Source organism: Phocaeicola coprocola DSM 17136 (genome assembly GCF_000154845.1).
Taxonomy (GTDB): domain Bacteria; phylum Bacteroidota; class Bacteroidia; order Bacteroidales; family Bacteroidaceae; genus Phocaeicola; species Phocaeicola coprocola.
Window position 1 is genome coordinate 1 of record NZ_DS981493.1, and the last position, 22,243, is coordinate 22,243.

A 22,243-nucleotide genomic window follows, 5' to 3' on the forward strand; every position below is an offset into this window, starting at 1 on the left:
CAGGATTTTTATATTTCTCACTACTTTTTAAATCTCTTGGTAATAGGTTTCTGATATTTTTCCACTCTTCACCAGCTTTTGAATAAATCAGGATATAATTATGGGCAAGAGAAATTGCAGCCGCATTACTTCTACCATAAAAATTTTCCCAAATTACAGTAGAAATAAAAGACTTCTCTCCAAAAATTTCATCCATTAATTTTCTCCCGTTTACGATTTCATGATCATCAAGTGTTAAAAAAATAGATCCACTATCTGAAAGAAGACTTTTTGCCACCATTAATCGTGGATACATCATAGAACACCAATCCGAATGAAAACGCCCATTAGATTCTGTATTTTTACGATAACGATTACCTAATTCATCCACATTTCCAGAAAACAAATCATAATCATCTTGTGAAACCGCAAAATCATCATCATACACAAAGTCATTACCCGTATTGTAAGGCGGGTCAATATAAATCATCTTTACTTTACCCATATATGACTTTTGAAGTAACTTCAATACCTCCAAATTATCACCTTCAATATACAGATTCTGTGTATTATCCCAATCCACACTATCCTCTACCACCGGACGCAAAGTCTTTGTAGTAGGGCGAGCAGCTTCCCGACGAGCTTCCTGTTTTCCCGGCCAAGTAAACTGATACATTTCATCCGCATCTTCAACCGCATTATCTCCAAGCAGTTGACGCAAAGTCTTGAAATTTACCACATGGCGTAACTCTCCGGTTTTATCATCCTTTACTTCCGTAAAACAGGATGGTGCTATCTGATAGAGAGCTTCCAAATTCAGTTGTGTTCCATCAACCGAGTTCAATTCTAATTTATTGGGTTTCATGATTATATATTTTTCAAATATCGTTATTTTATATCTTGCACAGTGATTATATAGTCCTAATTATATACAATAATGCGACCATATTATCTATATCAAACAATTCTAAATAAAGGTTATTAATACTAAATGGGCAGCAATAATAAATAAACATAATAATATTATAACCCACTTATGTTTATATCCGTATTTTGTTTTACTAAGTATAAATAATTTAAGTTTCGCAAGTGCTAAAATGATGTAATAAAAAAGGCTAAAGTGTTTGATAATTCGTTAATTATCACTATATTAAAGTCGTCAAACAAAAAACATAGAACCCTTTAGCCATGAACAAAAATAGACATATTATCGGTGAACTCCAAGAGTTTTTTGCAAACAATGATGCCAGCAAGGCAATAAACAGCATATCAACCATAATGAACAGCATTAGGATACAGAGCAAAGTCATCGGTTCAGTCAAGAATCCGAACTGCAAGTTCACCTGTCTTCAGGTGTTGCAGTTGCTCGTGCTCTTCCCGTTCTTCTCGGTGAAAAATGCTGCCAATTATTCGTCCTCTGCACTCTGCAAGTTGTTTACATGCGATAAGGATATGTTCTATCGTTTCATGAATGACGGCAACGTCAATTGGCGATGTATAATCTACTCGGTTTTCAGACAGCTGTATTCTCGTGTGAGCCGCAAGACAACAGCAAAATCTGATGTCAAATGCGTCATTATCGATGATACAGATCTTCCTAAGACCGGATTCAAGACAGAGAAGATCGGTAAAGTCTTCTCTCATACTCAAATGAAGCCTATACTGGGCTTCAAAGCAATGTTCCTATGCTTTACTGACGGTATATCTCAGTCTATTCTTGACTTCTCTCTTCATGGAGAAGAGGGTAAGCGCAGCGACAAGCCACAGGGCTTATCCAAGAAGCAGGCAAACTCACGTTATACCAAGGAACGTTCTGAGGATGAGCGTATTGCTAAACGTAGCTCTGAGTATCTTGCAAGCAAGATTGAGACTGCTATCAGTATGCTGAAGCGCTCAATCATTGAGGGTGTACGCTTCGACTATCTTCTTGTCGACAGCTGGTTCACCTGCACCGAACTCCTGAAGTTCATAGTCTCAAGGCACTTTGGTTGCCATCTTATTGGAATGATAAAGATGGGCAAGATCAAGTATGAGACAGCTCTCGGAACCAAGACCGCACCTGAACTTATCAAGGTTCTTCAGAAGACAAAGAACTTAAAGTACAGCCGATCAATCGGTTATTATACTGCTACCATCTCTGCAAAGATCTCAGGCATCAAGGTCAACCTGTTCTTCTATAGAAAAGGCAAGAACGGTAACTGGAATGCCCTGCTAACCTCCGATCTTAAGTTGGACGCCAAGGAAGCCTTCAGACTTTACTCAAGAAGATGGGTTATTGAGGTCGCTCACAAGGAAATGAAGCAAAATCTAAAGCTCGGTAAAAACCAGTGTAGGGACTTTGCCGGACAGATCGCCGGCATATCATTATGCGTCTTGCAGTACAATATACTCAGTTATGTCAAACGCAATGAGTCTTACGAGACCATCGGAGGACTCTTTGCTGAAATTACAAAGAACTCTGTTGAACTTTCAGTAGCAGAAAAAATCTGGCTGCTGATCGTAGAAGTTATAAGCGTCATTGCCGAGGCTCTCAACTGTGACGCTATGGCTCTGACCGAACAGGTAATATCAAACGATAAACAAATTAAAGCAGTGAAAATGGCCTTTGACAAGCTGGCGGTCGCCGCCTAACGGGGCTAAAATTCACTTGCGAAACTTAAGTAAATAATAATGGACATATCATTAAAAATCCTAATACACAACTTATAGGTAATAATTCTATATGCACAGTGGTGGCAATTAAAAATGTGGCGATAATAATTATTCCCACTCCAATATCTTCTAAATGTGAATCCATCTTTAATTGATCTCAGAATTTATATTGTTCTTATTTAATTTATCAGTTAGTAATGTTATTTCTTTCCTAAGTTGACGCACCTCAGTATTCAATTCCATTTGTCGATTAAACTGCTTTTCCGCCTTTATTCTTTTTTGCAGCATCAAAATCTGTTTCTGAATACTTTCTATTTGTTTACGTATATCAACTAGTTCTTTATATTCTTCTTTGGTAGATGCAGATAATCCTGATATTTGGCTGAGCAAGCCGTTGTAAACGGCATCCATAGACTGCCCTTGAATGTTCAGCGTATCAGCATCAATTCGTATATCCCGTTGAATTTCACTAACTCCACACTTCCATTTCTGTTCTCCATGAACAACCGACATTTCTTTATGATGCATCAGTAAATCAAGCTTTTCGCCGTACTCAATAATGAAAACCGTATGCCGTGGTAACAACTCATCCATTGCACAGAAAGGCTTAATGCTATACTCATTTTCTTTCATCCTGCAATAGAACACATCAATCTCATGCACATATTCACCATCTTCTACATTGAGTGTAGCAGGTGCAAGTTTATATAGCCAAACAATACCTTCAAACTCCCGTGTGAGAAATTCACGCAAGGAAGAATCGCCACTTCTTCCATAAAACGCATTCTTTGACACTGGCTTATTGACTATTGTTGTGGATGGAAAATTCAGTATATTATCCATAATCTACTTAATCACCAAAAAACAAATCAATTCAAAATCATCCAGTCCCTTAATGTTATAGGTCAAAGCACTTGTTTCACCTACAGAGAAAAGACTGTCTATATCACTTTCTTCTTTCACCGTGATAATACTCTCTATAGCCGATTGCAGCAGGTCGCTGTAATGACGCATATTCTTTCCATCACGTGTTTCCTTGTTGAACTGCTTGCAAAGTACCTTATCCGGCTCTGTCTTGTCTTTGCAGGCATAACGCATCTTGTCAAGCAGTTTTTTAGGTGACAGATGGTCGCAGATAACGGTTCCTGTATGCGAAAGATAAACCATATAAAACGGATGCAACAGATTGGAACGGTCAATGTTCACACCGTTGTTCTTATTTTTCAGCACATACATCACGCCCGGTTCTACCAGTTCGGAAGCATTGACCACAGCACTCATCCCAAACGGTGTCAAATCCATATTGGGATGCTCTTTCAGATTAGCCAATAAATCCAGACGAAATTCATTCAACCCCAAATCCATGATATTGACACCAGTATCCATATCCTCAATATCTACCACTTCATTCTGCAACTTCTTCAACTGATTACGGCGGTACTCCAAATCGCCTTTTTCATTAGCTGACAATAAATTATCATCACCTGTACTGGTAATAACCGTTGCCTTCATTCGGCTTTCCACACGACCTTTCAGCTTGATGTAATCATCCAGTTCCATATCCGGCCAGTAATTCACCAACTGGATCACATCGTTCTTGCTTCCGATACGGTCTATACGGCCAAAACGCTGAATGATGCGTACCGGATTCCAGTGTATGTCGTAGTTGATCAGATAATCACAGTCCTGCAAGTTCTGTCCTTCACTGATACAATCGGTAGCAATCAGTACATCTATTTCTCTTGTATCATTCGGATGAATGGCATCCCAGTCTTTTGACAAAGGCGAGAAGTAGGTCAATATGTCATTGAATGTACATTTCAGTTTCGGCAACGTACATTTCCCTTCCGTACTGCCGGTTATCAGAGCTGTATGCAGTCCGCAATCGTTCAAAATCCTGCCGGAAAGTTGTTCATACAGATAATTGGCTGTATCAGCAAATGCTGTAAATATCAGCACTTTCTTATTGCTACCATTGATTGGATGTTCAAACTTGTTTTTCAAGTCTGCTACCAGCTGTTGCAGTTTCGTATCATGTTCCGGCGTAATATCCTTTAGCATAAGGATGAGCAGTTCCAGTACTTCCAAATCAGCTTTCAAATCACGCCGCCAACTAACATAATCCATGTCCCGAAGATTGATTTTTGATTTACGGCCTACAAACGGATCATTTTCATTATCTTCAGTATCAAAATCCTCTGAAAAATCAGTTACATCTATTGTATCTGCACCGCTTTCCTGGAATTTATCAATAGCAGTAATAGAATCATTTATAAAATCACGAATTCTTGTCAAAGTCAGACGGAAAGAGTTCACACTACTTTCCAGACGCTTCAACAGGTTGATAGCCATCAATTTCCGAATACCTTTTTCACGTCCATCTACAGTGAGTCCCTCACCTTCATAATCTATTCCGTAATTACCTTTTTCACTCTCAAAAATAAACAAAGAAGGTGTATATATGGAAAGATTCAATCTGTTAAGCATTTCTGCTATATCCGCGAAAGTAATAGCATCGTTCAAATCCGTAAGCTTAGGTCTGCGTGATATAGGTGACAAACGTTCAGGAAATTTGCCCACATCATTCGTGTTGTAATACTTAATGATATGGCTTCGGCTTCTGGCTATGGTAACTGCATCAAGCAACTGGAAGAAATCATAACTTAATGAATCTACCAGTTTCTCTGTTGTTCTCTTTTCCGGAGGCAATTTAGCCCATTTAGAATATACAGTCTGCGCATCTCTGAAAATGCTATCTATGTTCTTCCCTGTATCAAGCAAATCATTTATATTCTCGGCCTTTCCTTCATACGCAAGTTGCAGCTGATTTTTCAAATCACTGAAACGGTTGTTTACCGGTGTAGCGGAAAGCATAAGCACTTTAGTCTTTACACCACTGCGTATAACTTTATTCATCAGCCGGGCATAACGGTTTTCCTTGAAATCATCATCTTCATCATCATTATCAAACCGACCGCCATTGCGGAAATTATGACTTTCATCTATTACAATCAAATCATAATTCCCCCAATTCACCCGTTCCAAGTCAAGTCCATTACTCAAACCTTTATCCCTTGACAGGTCAGAATGAAACAGAATGTCATAACGCAAACGGTCTGCCAATACCGGATTATTTTTATAGTTGGAGCGGAATGTCTGCCAGTTGTCGTTCAACTTTTTGGGACAAAGAACCAATACATTTCTGTTTCGGTTTTCGTAATACTTGATAACCGAAAGAGCCGTAAATGTTTTTCCCAATCCCACACTATCAGCAAGAATACACCCGTTGTATTTTTCCAGTTTGTTTATGATTGCCAATGATGCATCACGCTGGAAATTATACAGTTTATTCCATATAACACTACTTTTGAATCCTGTAGCTTCATTAGGTAATACATCCTCGCTTATGTCTTCAAGAAATTCATTAAAGATATTATATAGCGTAATAAAGTAGATAAAAGCCGGTGCATTCTCCTTATAAACGGTTTCGATATTTTCTATGACATTATCTGTCACATCCTGAAATTTCTCTTTGTCTTTCCATAATTCTGCAAAATTCTTCAAAAACATATCTGTAGAACTATGTCCAGGCATACCTACCACCATCGGACAGATATTGTTCCCTCTATCAAGCCCGAGTTCAGTAGTGGTAAACTCATTGAAAGGCATATAAGTATAGGTTTCTTCTCTTTCCTTTATATTGAGGAAGGTATTCATGGAGCCGTGAGTTATATTTGTCTTGAACCGTGCTTTTCTGCGAATCCAGTCTGCACATTCTCTCGCAATAGCCCGCTGTGTAAGCTGGTTTCGAAGCCTTATTTCAAAATTCGATCCGAAAAGACTTCTTTCCCGATTTAATTTGGGTATATAGAATTCTCTTTTTTGCTTTTCAGACTTATCCGTATAGAACGTCGGTGAAGTAAAAATAAAGTTTACACAATCCACCTTTTCCAGTTCTTCTTTCAATGCTTCGTATGCATAGATAGAAAAACTGGCTGCCGCTATAGAGACTTGGCTATTGTCAGACAACAATAGCTGCTTCAAATCATCTATAACACGTTCGGTTATATTATTGAATTGCTTCGGAACTCTCATTTTCTCTTTTCATTTATCAAATTTCAACACCAAAGAGAAAAGCTATTTAGCCAATATTTAATATTATTGTATTCTCAGTTTCTTTGCGCTATACACAAAGATATAAATATTTAAAACATTACCGCCTGCCTCTCTACTTTTATTTCAACATTATTTCTCCCCACCAACTTCTTCACTACCTCCACATCCGCCGGAAGCCAGTCTACAGACCCCAGTTCCTCCCGATTCAGCCAAGTTGCGTTTTCATGCTCCTTCAACACCAGATGACCGGAACGGACAGAGCATAAAAAGCAGTGCATCGTGAGGTGGAAAGCTGGGTAATTATCTTTCCGCCGGGAAACTCCCAGTAGTCCTTAAACTCACCATAGCCGCGCTGGGTGGCAAAATACTTTCCTTCACGACAAATTATTGCCGCTACAACTTCTATCTGCTTCATCTCAATATGTAAACTATTTTTCCCTTCAAAATTCAATACTATCTCCTTCCCTACTGATGCACCAGAAAGGAATGTTTTTAGCATCTGTAAACTCTTTCATACGCCAGGCTGACTCGAATCCACTTGCCACAAAGTGCATGGGAACAAGCAGTCCTACCTGAAACGTGTCGATAAACTGACGGGCGCCACGGGTATATCCGTTACCGATACGGCCGTCTACCGGAAACATTACCACGCTGAAACTGTCCGTTATTTTTCGGATGTCTTTCAGTTCTCCCAAAAAGCGTTTTTCTTCTTTCTCGGGATTGACATCGATACCGAATTCGGCGCTGTAGACCAGCCCGCCCCGATAATCATCGGTCAGGAAACGGGCATACCAGTTATTCAGGTCGCCTGCATGGAAGACACGCCTGCCATCAGTTTCCACTATCCACGACACACCGCTGTCGTTGCTTCCAGTTGCCGCTACACGAATCAGTCCGTCGCTCCATGTACCTCCTTTGGCAAGCCAGACATCGGCTTCTTCTTTCTGTGCCCGGCGATGTTTCAGGATATCTTTCGAGAGGATATAAATGATGTCGGACCTCGTTTGCCGCCACGAAAAGATTTCCCGGTTGAAATGGTCTTCGTGAAAATGACTGGAGAACACGTACACCGGCTTCTCAGTTTTTAGCAGCTGAGGTACAATGCCCTCCGGGTCCATCCAGTAGTCGAATATCAGGATGCACCGATCTGTTTCGATGGCAAAGCCACTGTGAAAAATATATGTAAGTCTCATTTTTTTACTATTGTATATCGAAATAATGCAAGGTTTATATCATCCTTGACTGAATGAGTGCGAATATAGTAATTTTCTCTCGATTCCGCCTCTGTGAAACAAAAGCAAACAGTCTTAAAAAAACGCTTAAAAGAGCAAGGGGAAAGCTAAAACCTGTTACAACAAGCCAATATTATTTTTAACTTTAAGGCAGTTTATACAAACAGACATAGGCAAGAACAAATAGGACACAAAAAATGAAAAAAGGAATATTATTACTTGCTTTCCTGCTGGCTATATGCTGCGGAAGCGGACTATATGCCCAAAATGTATCGTGTAAAAGTTATTTTGAGGTAGTAGAGACAAACGATGAAAATCACCGGCTGGACGAAGTTGCAATTTATCCGCCCGTATTCGGAACGTTGCCTGAGGGAAAAAGACTGAAAATAAAAGTCTGCAACAACGACGAAAAGAAGCTCAAAAAAGCATTTTTTTATGTATATTACAAAAACAAGAGGGTAAGCAAGCTCCTCCTTCCTGACTTGAAAAAGGGTGAAACGTACGAATTTTGTGTAAATATTCACTCGAAAATGACCAGGAAAGACAGACAGGAATTACTCTTTAAAATAAGAAGAGGAAAAACGTATATAAGTTACCGGATAGCTCAGCCTCACAACAAGAAAGGATATTGATAAAAATATTTGCGTACACTTTCTGTCAGACAGCTATAATTTATATCATCCATATCAATTTACTTTTTGTCAAAATGACATTTCTGCCTTTTGAGAATCTCTTTTTCGGTTACTCCCCGGGGTGCTGGAATTTATTTCTGATTCTCATAAGGCAGATTTTTTCAGAAAGCAAGCAAAGCAGCCAAACTGGCAGATGTATTTTTCCGATAGTGCCTCAGCAGATTGCTTTCAAAGAGAATGGAGCTATAAAGACTGACTTTATGCTAAAAGAAAAACAGTGCTTAAATGTCTTTAAGAGATAAAAAAGATCTTTCCGGAGTGTCCATATAGGACCTTTTTCACCGCAATATGGGAATAGAGGAAAAACATCTGGAAGTTTTTATTTTTTTTCGGCATCTTTTCATTAATCTTTCAGCATGTTTTCACTGTTTTTTCACCGTCTTTCTTTGCCTCATTTACTGCCATAAAGCATCTTTCAAGAGTGAAAAACGAATAAAAATCTCCTTATATTACTGACGGAAGGGGAATTTTCTTCGGATATCCTGTTAAATAAATAAAAGGAATACTTACAAAAAGAAAGTAAAATATCGGAATCACAAAACAGCACTCTCTACGAAAGCCACAAAATCACCAGCCATATCAATAGAGAAACCACAGCTACAATGGTAATAAATATCAACTTTCCTCGAAAATAACTCTTTTGTTCCCACGCAGTCCGTACTTCTGTTTCGGCCTGAATCTGTTCTAGTTTTTCGGGTGAAATGTCGGACGAACAACGCTTGCCGGTAAGTCCCAGCAAACGACCATGAGTTTCGCTCATACGTTTTTTTCCGACTTTTCGCAGTTCGCGGTTTTCCTTATCGCGCTGCATCATATCGTTTATACATCCTAAAGTTCCCATAGCAGCATACATTTAACCAACTGCCTGAAGATAAGGATTTTTCTCTTCATTCACAAGAAAAGAACGATAAAGGTGTATATCTGTTTTCAGTGTATCTTTTTCAGAATGTTCTTTCTGGCAACTCTCAGGGCGGGAGTTAACGGGGAGGTATCGTCCAGCATTTCGAGTGCGGAACTGAATTCTGCCAGAAGCTCGGGATATAATCTGCATAGAAGAAAGGAAAGCTTCATGCTTAGCACCCGGACTCCTACAGAGCTTCCGGAAGATATCATCTGGTTCATGCAGAAATCGAGAAAGTCGGTACGGAGATTGTCTTCACATAATGGCTGGGCCACAAGTAGCGTAAGCAGTAACCGGCGCTTTGTTTCGCTGGATGTACTCATGGCTTCTTGCATCAGCTCGTCGCATTTGGGGTATAACCAGCCTTGATGGGCTGCATCGAGATGAGTGAACAGCCAGGCTGCATTATCAGCAACTCTTTTCTCGCTGTCGAAGAGCAGAGTGTAAAGCTGTTCGAGTAAGGAATGATCTTCGCAGCACTGGATAACATGACACAACTCATGAATGTCGTTTTCGTGGATTCGCCCAAGAAGTCTGTTGCGAAGATTATGGGAGTTGTCAGTCTCTGCCATATCTACATGCATTTTTTAATTGCTTTCCGGCAACGGTTCAGCACTTTCTCTCCTGCCGGATGCTGTCTGGTTCCACCAAGTTCAATAGCTGATACGACTTTGAAACCGCTCCATTTTAAAATCTCACGCATAGCTTTTATTGCGCCACGGCTTTGCCCAAACAGGATATTGAAAGGGAAAGGTGTAGTGCTTGTACTTATTAATATGGCTTTTTTGCCTTTATGAAGCGGCAGAGGCAGCCCAAGGGTATCTTCTCCTATCATGCCGTATACGATACGATCGAAGATGATTTTCAACTGCCCGGGCATATTTCCCCAATAGCAGGGTGCTCCTACAACCAGCACATCGCAGCTTTTTATGGCAGCAAGTACACACTGTGCATCGTCTTCGGGCAATACACAATGGTGGGTTTCACGGCAGGTCATACAGCCGGTACAGGGTTTTACCTGCAATCGGGAAGCTAAGACGGTAGTGACTTCTGCTCCTCTTTGTTCTGCTTCCTCGCGAATGGCATCCAGCATGGCAGAGATATTTCCGTGAATGCGCGGGCTTCCGTTGATAATCAAAATATTCATGAGAAGTGGAGATGTATTTATAATTGCAGATTGCTGTGTATTATGCTTTCATGGCACGCAATGCCTTGCATAACTGATCGGGGCAGGAAGTAGATTTGTTGCCGCAATGAATTCCTTCCAACCGGCTGATTACATCGTCTACTTTCATTCCTTTGACAAGAGAACTGATTCCTTTCAGATTTCCGTTGCAGCCTCCTGTGAAATGTACGTCTGTGATGATGTCATTTTCTACCTCTATCTCGATATTACTGCTGCATGTACCTTGTGTTCTGTAATTTATTTTCATGATGTTGAAGTTTTTGCTGCTATAAAAAAAACATTCCGGACAAAGCCGGGCATTCTTATAATGGCTGTTTTCACTGCCTGCTCTGCCGCTTTATCCGGAATGAAATGATGGGTAATATTATTCTTCTACCTCTTCAGGTTTCATGTTTGTATATACAGTCTGAACGTCATCAAACTCTTCCAGACGTTCTATCATCTTGTCGATGGTTTCACGCTGTTCAGGAGTTACATCCTTCAAGTCGTTAGGAATGTATGTAAAGTCACCACCTACATCTTCGAAACCACATTCTTCCAGATGCTTCTGAATTGCTGCGTAGCTCTTCGGATCACCATAGATAGTAATTGTACCTTCTTCCGGATCTTCATCGAATTCGTCTTCTACGTTGTAGTCAATCAGATCGAGAATCAGTTCTTCCATGTCTACACCATCTTTCTTCTTGAATGTGAAGACACATTTGTGATCGAACAAGAAAGCCAAAGAACCAGTTGTTCCCAAGTTTCCGCCGAACTTGTTGAATACAGAACGTACATCGGCAACGGTACGTGTTGTATTGTCTGTCAGCGTATCAACAAATACAGCAACTCCGTGAGGACCGTATCCTTCGTATGTCATTCCTTTGTATTCGCTCTGGTCTTTACCCATTGCGTTCTTGATTGCGCGTTCGACATTATCCTTCGGCATGTTTTCGCGCTTACAAGTTGCGATAACTGAACGTAATGCCGGGTTGTTTTCCGGTTCCGGACCGCCAGCTTTTACAGCAATAGCAATTTGTTTACCCAGTCTTGTAAATGTTTTGGCCATGTGACCCCATCTTTTCAGCTTAGTAGCTTTTCTATATTCAAACGCTCTTCCCATTGGATTTATGTTTTAATATGTTTTTTATAATTGTTATTTTCTTAATTATCTCAGTTTGGCATCCAGCTTGTTCTGCAAGTTAGCAATCAGCTTCTGCATTACCTTGTCAATCTGCTTGTCGTTCAGTGTAGCATTTTCATCCTGAAGCATGAAGCTTACCGCATAACTCTTCTTGCCGGCTTCCAGATTCTTACCTTCGTAAACGTCGAACAGCTCTACGCTCTTCAGTAATTTCTTATCTGTTTCGTAAGCTATCTTTTCGATTTCGGCAAATTGTACCTTCTTGTCGATCAGCAAAGCAAGGTCACGTTTTACTGCCGGGAACTTAGAGATTTCTTTATAAGCTACCGTATTGTTCTTGATAGCTTTCATCAGTTCTTTCCAGTTCAGGTCAGCATAATAAACTTCGTTGTCGATATCGAAGGCTTTTTGTATTTTCTTATGCAGCACACCGAAAGTTGCCAGCAATTTACCTCCACGTGTATGTACTGATATAGCTACAGAATAAATATCGTCGGTCAGGTTTCCGAATACCAGTCCACCGAAGTTTACTCCCAGACGACGGAAGATATTCAATACGTATGCTTTCAACTCGTATACAGAAGTGTTTTCATCAGGATGTGCCCAAGAGTTGCTTACACGCTTACCGGTAATCCACAAGCCTAAATGCAGTTCTTCTGAATAAGCAGCAAGAACTTTTTCCGGATTCCTCTTTTCAGCATTGAAGTGATAGCAGTTACCGAATTCGAAGAACTTCAGGTCAGCATTCTTACGGTTAGCGTTGTGCTGGATACTTTCCAAACCACCGAACAACAGTGTAGCACGCATTACGTTAAGGTCGTTGCTCAATGGATTCATCAACTGTACCAGATTTTCAGGCTTGTAAGTTTCCAGACCTTCGTAGTAAGTAGCAGCAGTAAGAGAGTTGTTCATTATTTCATTGAATCCACAACCAACCAGCTGTTCTGAAACAAGATTCTGAAGTTTTACAGACTTGTCTACATCGCCTTTTACGCTTAAGCTTGACTTCACAGATGTAGGTATTTCCACATTGTTGTAGCCATAGATACGAAGAATGTCTTCTACTACATCGCACGGACGCTGAACATCTACACGATATGCCGGTACCAGCAATGACAGTCCTTCGGGTGTTTCATCAGTGATCTTCATTTCGAGGCTGGTTACAATGCTCTTGATTGTTTCTGCCGGAATAACTTTTCCGATTAAAGCGTTAGTATATTCATAAGAAAGCTCTACCGGGAAGTCTGCTATAGGTGCAGAATAGTTGTCTTTTATTTCGGATGCAATCTCACCGCCGGCAAGTTCTTTTACCAGCAGGGCTGCTTCTTTCAGTGCGTAAATAGTACCATTAGGTTCGATACCACGTTCGAAGCGGAAAGAAGAGTCTGTGCTCAACCCGTGACGGCGTGCAGTCTTACGTACCCATGTAGGATGGAAATATGCACTTTCGAGGAATACATCTTTTGTTGTTTCTGTAGTTCCAGAATCGAGTCCACCGAATACTCCGGCGATGCACATCGGTTCTTCTGCATTACAGATCATCAGGTCACGGTCGGAAAGCTTACGTTCTACTTCATCCAAAGTAACGAACTTAGTTCCTTCGGGACAAGTTTTTACTACAATCTTACCACCTTTAATCTTGTCAGCATCGAAGCAGTGCATCGGCTGACCGTATGCATGAAGAATGTAATTGGTAATATCGACAATATTGTTGATAGGACGTACACCGATAAGACGCAGTTTGTTTTGCAGCCATTCGGGACTTTCCTTTACTGTTACGTTCTTGATAGCAACACCTGCATAACGGGGACAAGCTTCAGTGTTTTCTACCACAATATCAATGTTCATATCGTGATTGTCGACCTTGAATGCATCTGCCGAAGGACGTTTCAATGTTGCCTGACGTCCGTTCTGAATCAACCATGCATACAAATCGCGTGCAACGCCATAGTGAGAGCAGGCATCCGAACGGTTAGGAGTAATATCTACCTCCAGCACGTAATCGCTCTTGATATTATAATAGTCTTTGGCAAGAGTTCCCGGTACAACATCTTCAGGAAGTACAATGATACCTTCGTGGCTTGTACCGATACCGATTTCGTCTTCAGCGCAAATCATACCGTTCGACTCAACGCCGCGAAGCTTTGACTTCTTGATGGTAAAGCACTCATCACCGTCGTACAGTTTGGTTCCGAGTGTTGCAACTACTACCTTTTGTCCGGCAGCTACATTTGCAGCTCCACAAACAATCTGAACAGGATCGCCCTGTCCCAAATTAACGGTAGTGATATGCATGTGATCTGAATTTGGATGCGGTTCGCAAGTCAGCACTTCGCCGATAACAAGCCCTTCCAATCCTCCTTTTATCGATTGAACTTCTTCTACATCGCCTGTTTCCAGACCAATGGAAGTAAGTGCGGCTGCCACTTCATCGGGTGTCAAATCGAAGTTGACATATTCTTTCAGCCAATTATACGAGATATTCATATATGTATAGTTTTATGTATTTCTTAAATTGTCGTGCAAATGTAATATAAATATTTGGGATAGAATATGAGTGCAGGGAGTTTTTTACGTTCACTCAAAGACAGATATCCAAATAAATTACTTTATTTTCCGCCTTCTTATCATACGGATGTACGCATCAGAACGGCACATCCGGAACCGGAGCGCCAAACGGATTTTCGGGTTGCGGAGCCATCTCTACTGGAGGAGGAACAAACGATTGTCCGCCGCCGCTGTTTATTTTCGAACGGAGTACAGGAGCTGCACTTTCTTCACCCGGCATCGGCACGATCATTTCGTCATCCGGATTCTGGAAGCGGGCAAACTCGCCACGGAAGCGTAACAGCACATCGCCTACCGCACCGTTACGATGCTTGGCAATAATGATTTCTGCCATACCGTGAAGGTCGTTTCCTTTTTCATCGGTATAAATCTTGTAATACTCCGGACGGTGAATGAAGCATACCATATCGGCATCCTGCTCGATGGCTCCCGATTCACGCAAGTCGCTCAACTGAGGGCGCTTGCCGTCGATACCTTCACGGCTTTCCACACCACGGTTCAACTGACTCAAGGCGATGATAGGGATATTCAACTCTTTGGCAAGTCCTTTCAACGAACGTGAGATGGTACTTACTTCTTCCTGACGGCTTCCGAATGACATACCGCTGGCATTCATCAACTGAAGATAGTCGATAATGATAATCTTTACATCGTGTTCACGTACAAGTCGGCGTGCTTTGGTTCGCAGCTCAAATACAGACAAGGAAGGTGTATCGTCAACATAAAGCGGAGCATCGTACAGTTCCTTTATCTTATAGTCGAGCTGTCCCCATTCGTAAGGAGCGAGCTGACCGCTCTTGATTTTCTCACCGGGGATCTCGCACACATTCACAATCAGACGGTTCACCAACTGTACGTTACTCATTTCCAAAGAGAACAATGCAACGGGAACTTTATTGTTTACGGCCATATTCTTCGCCATAGAGAGTACGAATGCTGTCTTACCCATCGCCGGACGGGCAGCAATAATAATAAGGTCGGAATTCTGCCAGCCGGAAGTCATCTTGTCGAGCTGATGGAAACCACTCGACAAACCACTCAAACCGTCGGTTCTTGCCGCTGCTTTCTGAAGCATCTCATACGCTTCCTGAATGACAGGATTAATCTGCGTATAGTCTTTCTTCATGTTCTGCTGCGAGATTTCGAAGAGTTTTCCTTCGGCTTCCTGCATCAGATCGTCTACATCCTGAGTCTCGTCGAACGCCTTTGTCTGGATGTTGCTGGTAAAAGAGATCAGCTCGCGTGCCAGAAACTTTTGGGCGATGATACGAGCATGATATTCGATATGGGCAGAAGAAGCTACCTTACCACTTAACTGAGTGATATAAAAAGGTCCTCCCACTTCGTCCAGGTCACCACGCGAACGAAGCTGTTCTGTCACCGTCAGGATATCAATCGGTTTCTGCTGTATTGCCAGATCGGTAATCGCGGCGTAAATCAACTGATTGCGGTGTTCGTAAAAAGACTCAGGACGGAGGATTTCACTGACTAGCGAATATGCATCCTTTTCAATCATCAATGCACCCAGCACAGCCTCCTCCAGTTCAGGAGCCTGTGGCTGCAAATGTCCGTATTCATCAACCGGCTTCGTTTTGGTAGCCTTCGGGACACGGGTAGTTCTTCTCGTTTCTGCCATTTCTCTCTTTTAGATTTTAATTGTGCAAAGATAGAAAAAATGATTCTTATTTCCATAATGGCGGGCATGCCAAACTTTATTGTACATGGCACAGGCTATAATGTTTTACCCTCACCTGATGTATATTTTCCGGAAATGGATGCAGATTTTAAAAACTTTACACTATCTTTGAAAAAACAAAATTTAACGATATGATTACTTTTCCTAATGCAAAAATAAATCTCGGACTAAACGTCGTAGAGAAGCGTCCGGACGGATACCATAATCTGGAAACTGTCTTTTATCCTATCAAACTGCAAGATGCGCTGGAAGTGAATCGTCTGGAAGGTTCTGATCTTCCTTATAAGATTCATACAAGCGGAACTGTTATCGAAGGAAACCTTGAGGATAATCTGGTTATTAAAGCATACAATCTGCTGAAAGCAGAAAATTACCAGATGCTTCCGGTAGACATTCATCTGTTTAAGCACATTCCGACTGGTGCCGGATTGGGTGGCGGATCGGCTGATGCTGCTTTTATGATAAAACTGCTGAATGAAAAATTCAAGCTTGGAATAAGCGAAGAGAAAATGGAAGAATATGCTGCACGTCTGGGAGCGGACTGCGCATTCTTTATTAAGAACAAACCGGTCTTTGCGTCTGGTATTGGAAATATATTCGAACCTATAGAGATTTCACTGAAAGGTTATTATCTCGTACTAGTAAAACCGAATATATTCGTTTCTACACGTGATGCTTTTGCATGTATCAAACCTCAACATCCGGAAGTTTCATTGAAAGAGATTATCAAACGCCCGATAGAAACATGGAAAGACTGTATGAAGAATGATTTTGAATACAGTGTATTCCAGAAATATCCGGAAATTGCAGCTATCAAAGATAAATTGTACGATCTGGGAGCAGTCTATGCTTCAATGAGCGGATCAGGATCGGCTGTTTATGGTATCTTCAAGGAAGCGATAGAAAACGTAGATGAAAAATTCGGCGAATGCTTCTGCCGTCAGCGTGAACTGGAATAATTTTTTGTATGACAGACTTCATAGACGATAAAATACATTATCTGAATATTGATTCCGACGGAATAGAGCTTCCGTCGGAATTTACTTTTCCTTTTCATTATACTCCTCACCCATTAACTGTCAAGGCTGCGCACGAGGTGCAGAATTATATCGCTTCACGAACAGACTGGACTGAAGAATTGTCAGCAGGAAAAATGTTCGGGGTGCTGATTGTACAGACTCCTGATGAAAAAGTCGGCTATCTGGCTGCATTCTCCGGGAATCTTGCAGGCAGTAACTTACACCAGTTTTTTGTACCTCCCGTATATGATCTGTTACAGCCAGACGGTTTCTTCCGCATCGAAGAAGCAAACATTTCTGCAATCAACAAACAGATTAAGGAACTGGAAGGTAGCCAGCAACTGAAGGACATGCGCTCAAGGCTGGCGGCATGTCAGGCTCAAGCTAGCCAGACATTGGCTGACGCCAAACAGCAAATGAAAGAAGCTAAACTCGCGCGTGAACAACAGCGTGCTGAAGGTATCAGTGAAGAAGAGCAGAAAAACCTGATCCGTGAGAGTCAGTTTCAAAAGGCTGAATACAAACGACTGGAGAAAAAGCTGAAGGAAGAAACACAGCAGCAGGAGGAAGAGCTGAAACATATGGAGCATCTGATCTGTCAATTGAAACAGGAACGCAAAGTACGTTCTGCTGCCCTGCAACAAAAGCTGTTCGAACAATTTCGTATGCTGAATGCCAAAGGAGAAGTAAAAGACTTATGTGAGCTATTTAAAGATACACCACAAGGAGCTCCTCCAGCCGGAACAGGTGAATGTGCGTTACCCAAGCTGTTGCAATATGCTTATCTGCACCAACTAAAGCCACTTGCTATGGGAGAATTCTGGTGGGGGAAATCGCCAAAAGAAGAGATAAGGCATGCAGGGCACTTCTACCCTTCTTGTAAGGGAAAGTGTGAACCCATTCTGAAACATATGCTTGTCGGCTTGCAAGTGGAAAAGAACCCATTGGCAGAAAACATACACCAGGACACAAAGCCTGAAATTGTTTATGAGGACGACTGGCTGGTTGTGGTCAACAAGCCTGCCGGTATGTTATCCGTACCCGGCAAAGAAGCACTGAACTCGGTATACCAGTTTCTGCACGAACGCTATCCGGAAGCAACAGGTCCTATGCTTGTACATCGGCTGGATATGGCAACATCCGGCTTACTGCTTGCAGCAAAAGACAAAGATACGCATCAAAAACTACAGGCTTTATTTTGCGGAAGAGAGATTAAAAAGCGTTACACAGCTGTACTGTCCAGCATAGTCAACGCTGATGAAGGAACTATCAGCCTGCCGCTTTGTCTGAACTTTCACGACCGCCCGCGACAAATGGTAAGTTTCGAATATGGCAAACCAGCCATCACCCGCTACAAGGTGCTGGAACGGAAAAATGGGAAAACGCTGATAGCGTTCTATCCGCTTACCGGACGTACCCATCAACTGCGCGTACATGCTGCTCATCCACAAGGACTGGCCTGTCCCATTGTGGGCGACGAACTGTATGGAAAACGTGCAGACCGACTATATCTTCATGCCGCCGAACTAAGCTTTATCCACCCTGTGAACGGAGAAGATATTACAATCTGCTGCGAGGCTGACTTTTCTCTTGAATAAACAGGAAATACTAAAATTTGTTATTCCCGATAAACCTTTCTGCTTTCTTTCTGTCATAACACCAGAAAGCGCGCTAAAAATGATTTTAGTATAAACCCAAATTACAACAACAATGAAAACAAAACGTTTATTCACAGCATTGATGATGGCTACCATGATGAGTTGCGGCATAATATTGGCACAACCCGGTCAGAAAGAAAAGAAACTTACACCGGAACAACGGATCGAAATGCAAGTAAAGAAAGCACAGAAACGTCTTCTTCTGGATGAAGAAACTGCTGCAAAATTTGCCCCGTTGTACAAAGAGTATCTGGAAGCTATGAAACAATGCAAGCCGGCTCCAAAGCAATTACAGAAAGGAGAAAAGAAAGAATTGACTGATGCAGAAATAGACCAGATGATGCAAGACCGCTTTGCTGCTCGCAAAAAACTTGTGGAAACTCAGGAAACCTATTACAAGAAGTTTAAAAAGATCCTGAATATCCGTCAGGTAGAAGTTTTATTCAAAGACAACGGTCCTAAACGTCCTCATCGTCCTTGTATAAATAAGCCTCAGTGCCCACAAGGTCCTAAAGCTAAGATGGGAGAAGCTCCGGCACCTTGCAAGCAATGTCCGGCTTCACAAAAGTAAGTATTTACTCATGCAAGATTGATAACTTTGAAAATAGAATCAGCCTCCGGCGTAACTCACTGGAGGCTGATTTTTTATTATTACCCGCTCCGTTTAAGGTCTTCTTCATCCCGCTTTGGAGCAGCCACATTTATCTAATATTTCCCGTCAGGATTAATACGCATGATCGTCTTCTTTCATTTCGTCTACCGTAATCGGCTTGCTGTCTATAGCTCTCCATGCATAAACTATGTAAGCCAAAACAAACGGTACGAGAATAGAAACATATGCCATAGTGGTCAGCGTAAATTTACTGGAACAGCTGTTGGCAAGCGTCAACGAACTCTGCAAATCGGCTGTTGAAGGATAATAAGCGGTATGGTTATATCCTACACAAAGTAACAATGCCAATACGGTAAGCACCGTACCTGTTCCTGCAAACCAGATGCCCTTCGTATATGTAGCACTGAGAATACTTTTTACCAGACCAAACAATACACCGATAACTCCCACCAAAAACAATATCAGCAGATAAGGCATAGCCAGCAAATTGTTGAAGTATTTATAAGGTTCCATAACAATGGTCTGTGTTTCTGCATCTACAGCAAACCCATCCTTCAGCAACGTACGGATAACAAAAGCCAGAAAAAACAACAGGAAAGGTACTGCATCTGAAATCAGCTGGCGCCGGCAACGAAGAATCAGTCCTTCATGACGAATATTATTGATGAAATACATATTACCCAACAGACGTGCCAGGAAAAATACAGCCAGGCCTAAAATCAAATTCCAGGGATCACCAAAAGCGTCTAATCCATGCCAGCCGTTTGCCCAGCGACTGATAACAGGCATCATTTCATTGGCCATATTAGCTTTTCTGACAATGAAGTTTGAGCCATTGAAGAATGTAGCCACAGCCGCTCCCAGCAACACAGGTCCTACAATTCCATTTATCACCAGAAAATACTGATAAGTACGCTTACCCAGCAAATTACCTAACTTTGACTGAAACTCATAAGAGACAGCCTGTAGCACAAAACTGAACAGAATAATCATCCATAGCCAATATGCTCCCCCGAAACTTGTACTGTAAAACAAAGGGAAAGAGGCAAAAAAGGCTCCTCCAAAAGTTACCAGTGTAGTAAAGGTAAACTCCCATTTACGACCGGTAGAATTTACCATCAAAGTCCGCTCTTCTTCCGTTTGTCCTAAACGAAACAGTAAAGAGTTTCCTCCCTGAACAAACAGCAGAAATACCAACAAAGCTCCCAGCAAAGAAACCAGAAACCACCAATAGTTCTGTAAAAAAATATATGTTGAATCCATAAATTCTATTATTTAAGTAATAGTTGACTTATCGTTTATTTACACCTCTTCCGGACCTTTCTTGATAGCTTTCAGCATAATACCTATTTCAGCAATCAGCAGCACTGTAAACATAATCAGGAAGATGAAGAAAGTTGTCTGTACCGAACCGGTTTCCAGTCTGGAAATTGCAGCATTCACAGGAAGCAGGTCTTGTATAGCCCAAGGCTGGCGTCCTACTTCGGCAACAATCCATCCGGCCTGACTGGCGATATAAGCCAACGGAATACTCCAAAATGCAATCCAATGCAGCCAGCTGGCTTTCGACAACTGATGTTTCCATGCCAGAACCAATATCAAAATAAAAAATGCGATGAAATACATGCCCAGTCCAACCATTACACGGAATGACCAGAACGACAACCATACATTCGGAACGATCGAATTAGGATCTTTGATATATCCATATCCGAAATAAGGCATGTTTTCATCCAGCACCTGACGGGCACGCTGCATACCGTCCTCATTTTTTTCTTCCTTTGCCTGACGGAAATCGGCAAGGGCACTGATAGCCAGTTTTCCTCTTTCCATTTTTTCCATAACAGAAAGTGCCTGAGAACCGTCTGGAAGCGTATATCCTCCCAACAAAATATTATTGATTCCCGGAACATATCCAGCTACATCATGCGTTGCCAAGTATGACAACATTTCTGGAATCTTAAGACTGCCTACCACAGTAAGCGGTTCATGAGTACCTCCATCGTAAAGAGCTTCCATAGCAGCCAGTTTCATTGGCTGATACTTGGCTACCTGATAAGCAGATTTATCACCGGAAAAAGCAGTAACCAACGCTGCAAACAATCCTACTCCTGCCGCAATCTTAATACTGGCTACAGCAAACTCCTTTTCACGTTTACGCAACAGATACCACGCACTGACACCGATAACAAACACAGCTCCCAATATCCAGCTGCTGAGCACTGTATGCAAAAACTTCATAACAGCTACTGGTGAAAAGGCTACCGAAGCGAAATCCATCATCTCGTTGCGTACTGTTTCGGGATTAAATGCCATACCTACCGGATACTGCATCCATGAGTTGGCAACCAAAATCCACCAGGCAGAGAAAGTTGCTCCCAATCCGGTCAGCCAGGTAGACGCCAGATGAAACTTTTTGCTCACCTTATTCCACCCAAAAAACATTACGGCTATAAAAGTAGCCTCCATGAAAAACGCTACGATTCCTTCAATGGCCAGAGGAGCTCCGAATATATCTCCTACAAACCACGAATAGTTGCTCCAGTTGGTTCCGAACTGAAATTCCAGAATCAGTCCGGTAGCAACTCCCACCGCAAAATTAATTCCAAACAACTTCATCCAAAACTTGGCTGTCCGCTTCCAGAATTCATTGCCGGAAACATAATAAAGTGTTTCCATTAACCCCATAATAACAGCCAATCCCAACGTTAGCGGCACAAATAGCCAATGATACATGGCAGTTAAGGCAAACTGGGCTCTTGACCAATCCACCATCGATGTGTCAATACTTTCTAACATAAATTTCTA

General features: G+C 41.7%; 19 protein-coding genes. 5 read left to right on the forward strand and 14 right to left on the reverse strand.

Going from position 1 to position 22,243, the window contains the following annotated elements; translation table 11 throughout:
* On the reverse strand, positions 1-844 hold an 844-nt coding region (locus BACCOP_RS13250), incomplete at its 3' end, for a site-specific DNA-methyltransferase (protein ID WP_007569937.1).
* A gap of 323 nt (positions 845-1,167) precedes the next feature.
* Between BACCOP_RS13250 and BACCOP_RS13255 the strand changes: the two genes are divergently transcribed.
* On the forward strand, positions 1,168-2,610 hold the full coding sequence (locus BACCOP_RS13255) for an IS4 family transposase (protein ID WP_007565685.1): 1,443 nt from the start codon (positions 1,168-1,170) through the stop codon (positions 2,608-2,610).
* Between the two features lie 168 nt (positions 2,611-2,778).
* On the opposite strand, the gene BACCOP_RS13260 is transcribed toward BACCOP_RS13255, so the two are convergent.
* The 4 genes from BACCOP_RS13260 to BACCOP_RS13275 all read right to left on the reverse strand — a co-directional run bounded on the left by BACCOP_RS13260 (position 2,779) and on the right by BACCOP_RS13275 (position 7,940).
* Entirely contained in the window at positions 2,779-3,474 is a 696-nt protein-coding gene (locus BACCOP_RS13260; protein ID WP_007569940.1) for a DUF4391 domain-containing protein, read from the reverse strand.
* Between the two features lie 3 nt (positions 3,475-3,477).
* A complete protein-coding gene (locus BACCOP_RS13265; RefSeq protein ID WP_007569942.1) occupies positions 3,478-6,726 on the reverse strand; it encodes a helicase-related protein in 3,249 nt (1,082 codons plus the stop codon).
* A 253-nt stretch (positions 6,727-6,979) separates the two neighbouring features.
* Positions 6,980-7,246 (reverse strand): NUDIX hydrolase, encoded by a 267-nt coding sequence (locus BACCOP_RS21425; protein ID WP_317618156.1) that lies wholly within the window; start codon positions 7,244-7,246, stop codon positions 6,980-6,982.
* Complete coding sequence (locus tag BACCOP_RS13275) at positions 7,188-7,940, reverse strand: MBL fold metallo-hydrolase (protein ID WP_007569948.1); 753 nt, start codon at positions 7,938-7,940, stop codon at positions 7,188-7,190. Before BACCOP_RS13275 ends, BACCOP_RS21425 begins: the two co-directional genes overlap by 59 nt.
* A 236-nt stretch (positions 7,941-8,176) precedes the next feature.
* On the opposite strand from BACCOP_RS13275, the gene BACCOP_RS13280 reads away from it, so the two are divergent.
* Positions 8,177-8,611, forward strand: coding sequence for a hypothetical protein (locus BACCOP_RS13280; protein ID WP_007569950.1), 435 nt, complete (start codon positions 8,177-8,179; stop codon positions 8,609-8,611).
* Between the two features lie 610 nt (positions 8,612-9,221).
* Here BACCOP_RS13280 and BACCOP_RS13290 read toward each other — a convergent pair.
* From BACCOP_RS13290 to dnaB, 7 genes are all read right to left on the reverse strand, one after another.
* Complete coding sequence (locus BACCOP_RS13290; protein WP_040312086.1) at positions 9,222-9,512, reverse strand: hypothetical protein; 291 nt, start codon at positions 9,510-9,512, stop codon at positions 9,222-9,224.
* An 86-nt stretch (positions 9,513-9,598) separates the two neighbouring features.
* Positions 9,599-10,144, reverse strand: a complete 546-nt coding sequence (locus BACCOP_RS13295; protein ID WP_040312087.1) for a hypothetical protein — start codon at positions 10,142-10,144, stop codon at positions 9,599-9,601.
* Positions 10,145-10,146: 2 nt separating this feature from the next.
* On the reverse strand, positions 10,147-10,719 hold the full coding sequence (locus tag BACCOP_RS13300; protein WP_007569962.1) for a flavodoxin family protein: 573 nt from the start codon (positions 10,717-10,719) through the stop codon (positions 10,147-10,149).
* 40 nt (positions 10,720-10,759) lie between these two features.
* A complete protein-coding gene (locus BACCOP_RS13305; protein WP_022125807.1) occupies positions 10,760-11,005 on the reverse strand; it encodes a TIGR03905 family TSCPD domain-containing protein in 246 nt (81 codons plus the stop codon).
* Between the two features lie 117 nt (positions 11,006-11,122).
* Complete coding sequence (locus tag BACCOP_RS13310) at positions 11,123-11,860, reverse strand: YebC/PmpR family DNA-binding transcriptional regulator (protein ID WP_007569966.1); 738 nt, start codon at positions 11,858-11,860, stop codon at positions 11,123-11,125.
* Positions 11,861-11,905: 45 nt separating this feature from the next.
* Positions 11,906-14,368 (reverse strand): phenylalanine--tRNA ligase subunit beta, encoded by a 2,463-nt coding sequence (pheT, locus tag BACCOP_RS13315; RefSeq protein WP_007569969.1) that lies wholly within the window; start codon positions 14,366-14,368, stop codon positions 11,906-11,908.
* Between the two features lie 157 nt (positions 14,369-14,525).
* Positions 14,526-16,085, reverse strand: coding sequence for a replicative DNA helicase (gene dnaB, locus BACCOP_RS13320; RefSeq protein ID WP_007569970.1), 1,560 nt, complete (start codon positions 16,083-16,085; stop codon positions 14,526-14,528).
* Positions 16,086-16,276: 191 nt separating this feature from the next.
* Between dnaB and ispE the strand changes: the two genes are divergently transcribed.
* The 3 genes from ispE (at position 16,277) to BACCOP_RS13335 (ending at position 19,393) form a co-directional block, all read left to right on the forward strand.
* A complete protein-coding gene (gene ispE, locus BACCOP_RS13325; RefSeq protein WP_007569975.1) occupies positions 16,277-17,104 on the forward strand; it encodes a 4-(cytidine 5'-diphospho)-2-C-methyl-D-erythritol kinase in 828 nt (275 codons plus the stop codon).
* A gap of 8 nt (positions 17,105-17,112) precedes the next feature.
* Complete coding sequence (locus BACCOP_RS13330) at positions 17,113-18,762, forward strand: RluA family pseudouridine synthase (protein ID WP_007569977.1); 1,650 nt, start codon at positions 17,113-17,115, stop codon at positions 18,760-18,762.
* A 112-nt stretch (positions 18,763-18,874) separates the two neighbouring features.
* Positions 18,875-19,393: a hypothetical protein gene (locus BACCOP_RS13335; protein WP_007569978.1), complete on the forward strand. Its 519-nt coding sequence runs from the start codon at positions 18,875-18,877 to the stop codon at positions 19,391-19,393.
* Positions 19,394-19,546: 153 nt separating this feature from the next.
* On the opposite strand, the gene BACCOP_RS13340 is transcribed toward BACCOP_RS13335, so the two are convergent.
* Both BACCOP_RS13340 and BACCOP_RS13345 read right to left on the reverse strand, forming a co-directional pair.
* Positions 19,547-20,698, reverse strand: a complete 1,152-nt coding sequence (locus BACCOP_RS13340) for a cytochrome d ubiquinol oxidase subunit II (RefSeq protein WP_007569979.1) — start codon at positions 20,696-20,698, stop codon at positions 19,547-19,549.
* 39 nt (positions 20,699-20,737) lie between these two features.
* On the reverse strand, positions 20,738-22,234 hold the full coding sequence (locus BACCOP_RS13345) for a cytochrome ubiquinol oxidase subunit I (RefSeq protein ID WP_007569980.1): 1,497 nt from the start codon (positions 22,232-22,234) through the stop codon (positions 20,738-20,740).
* Positions 22,235-22,243: the final 9 nt, after the last annotated feature.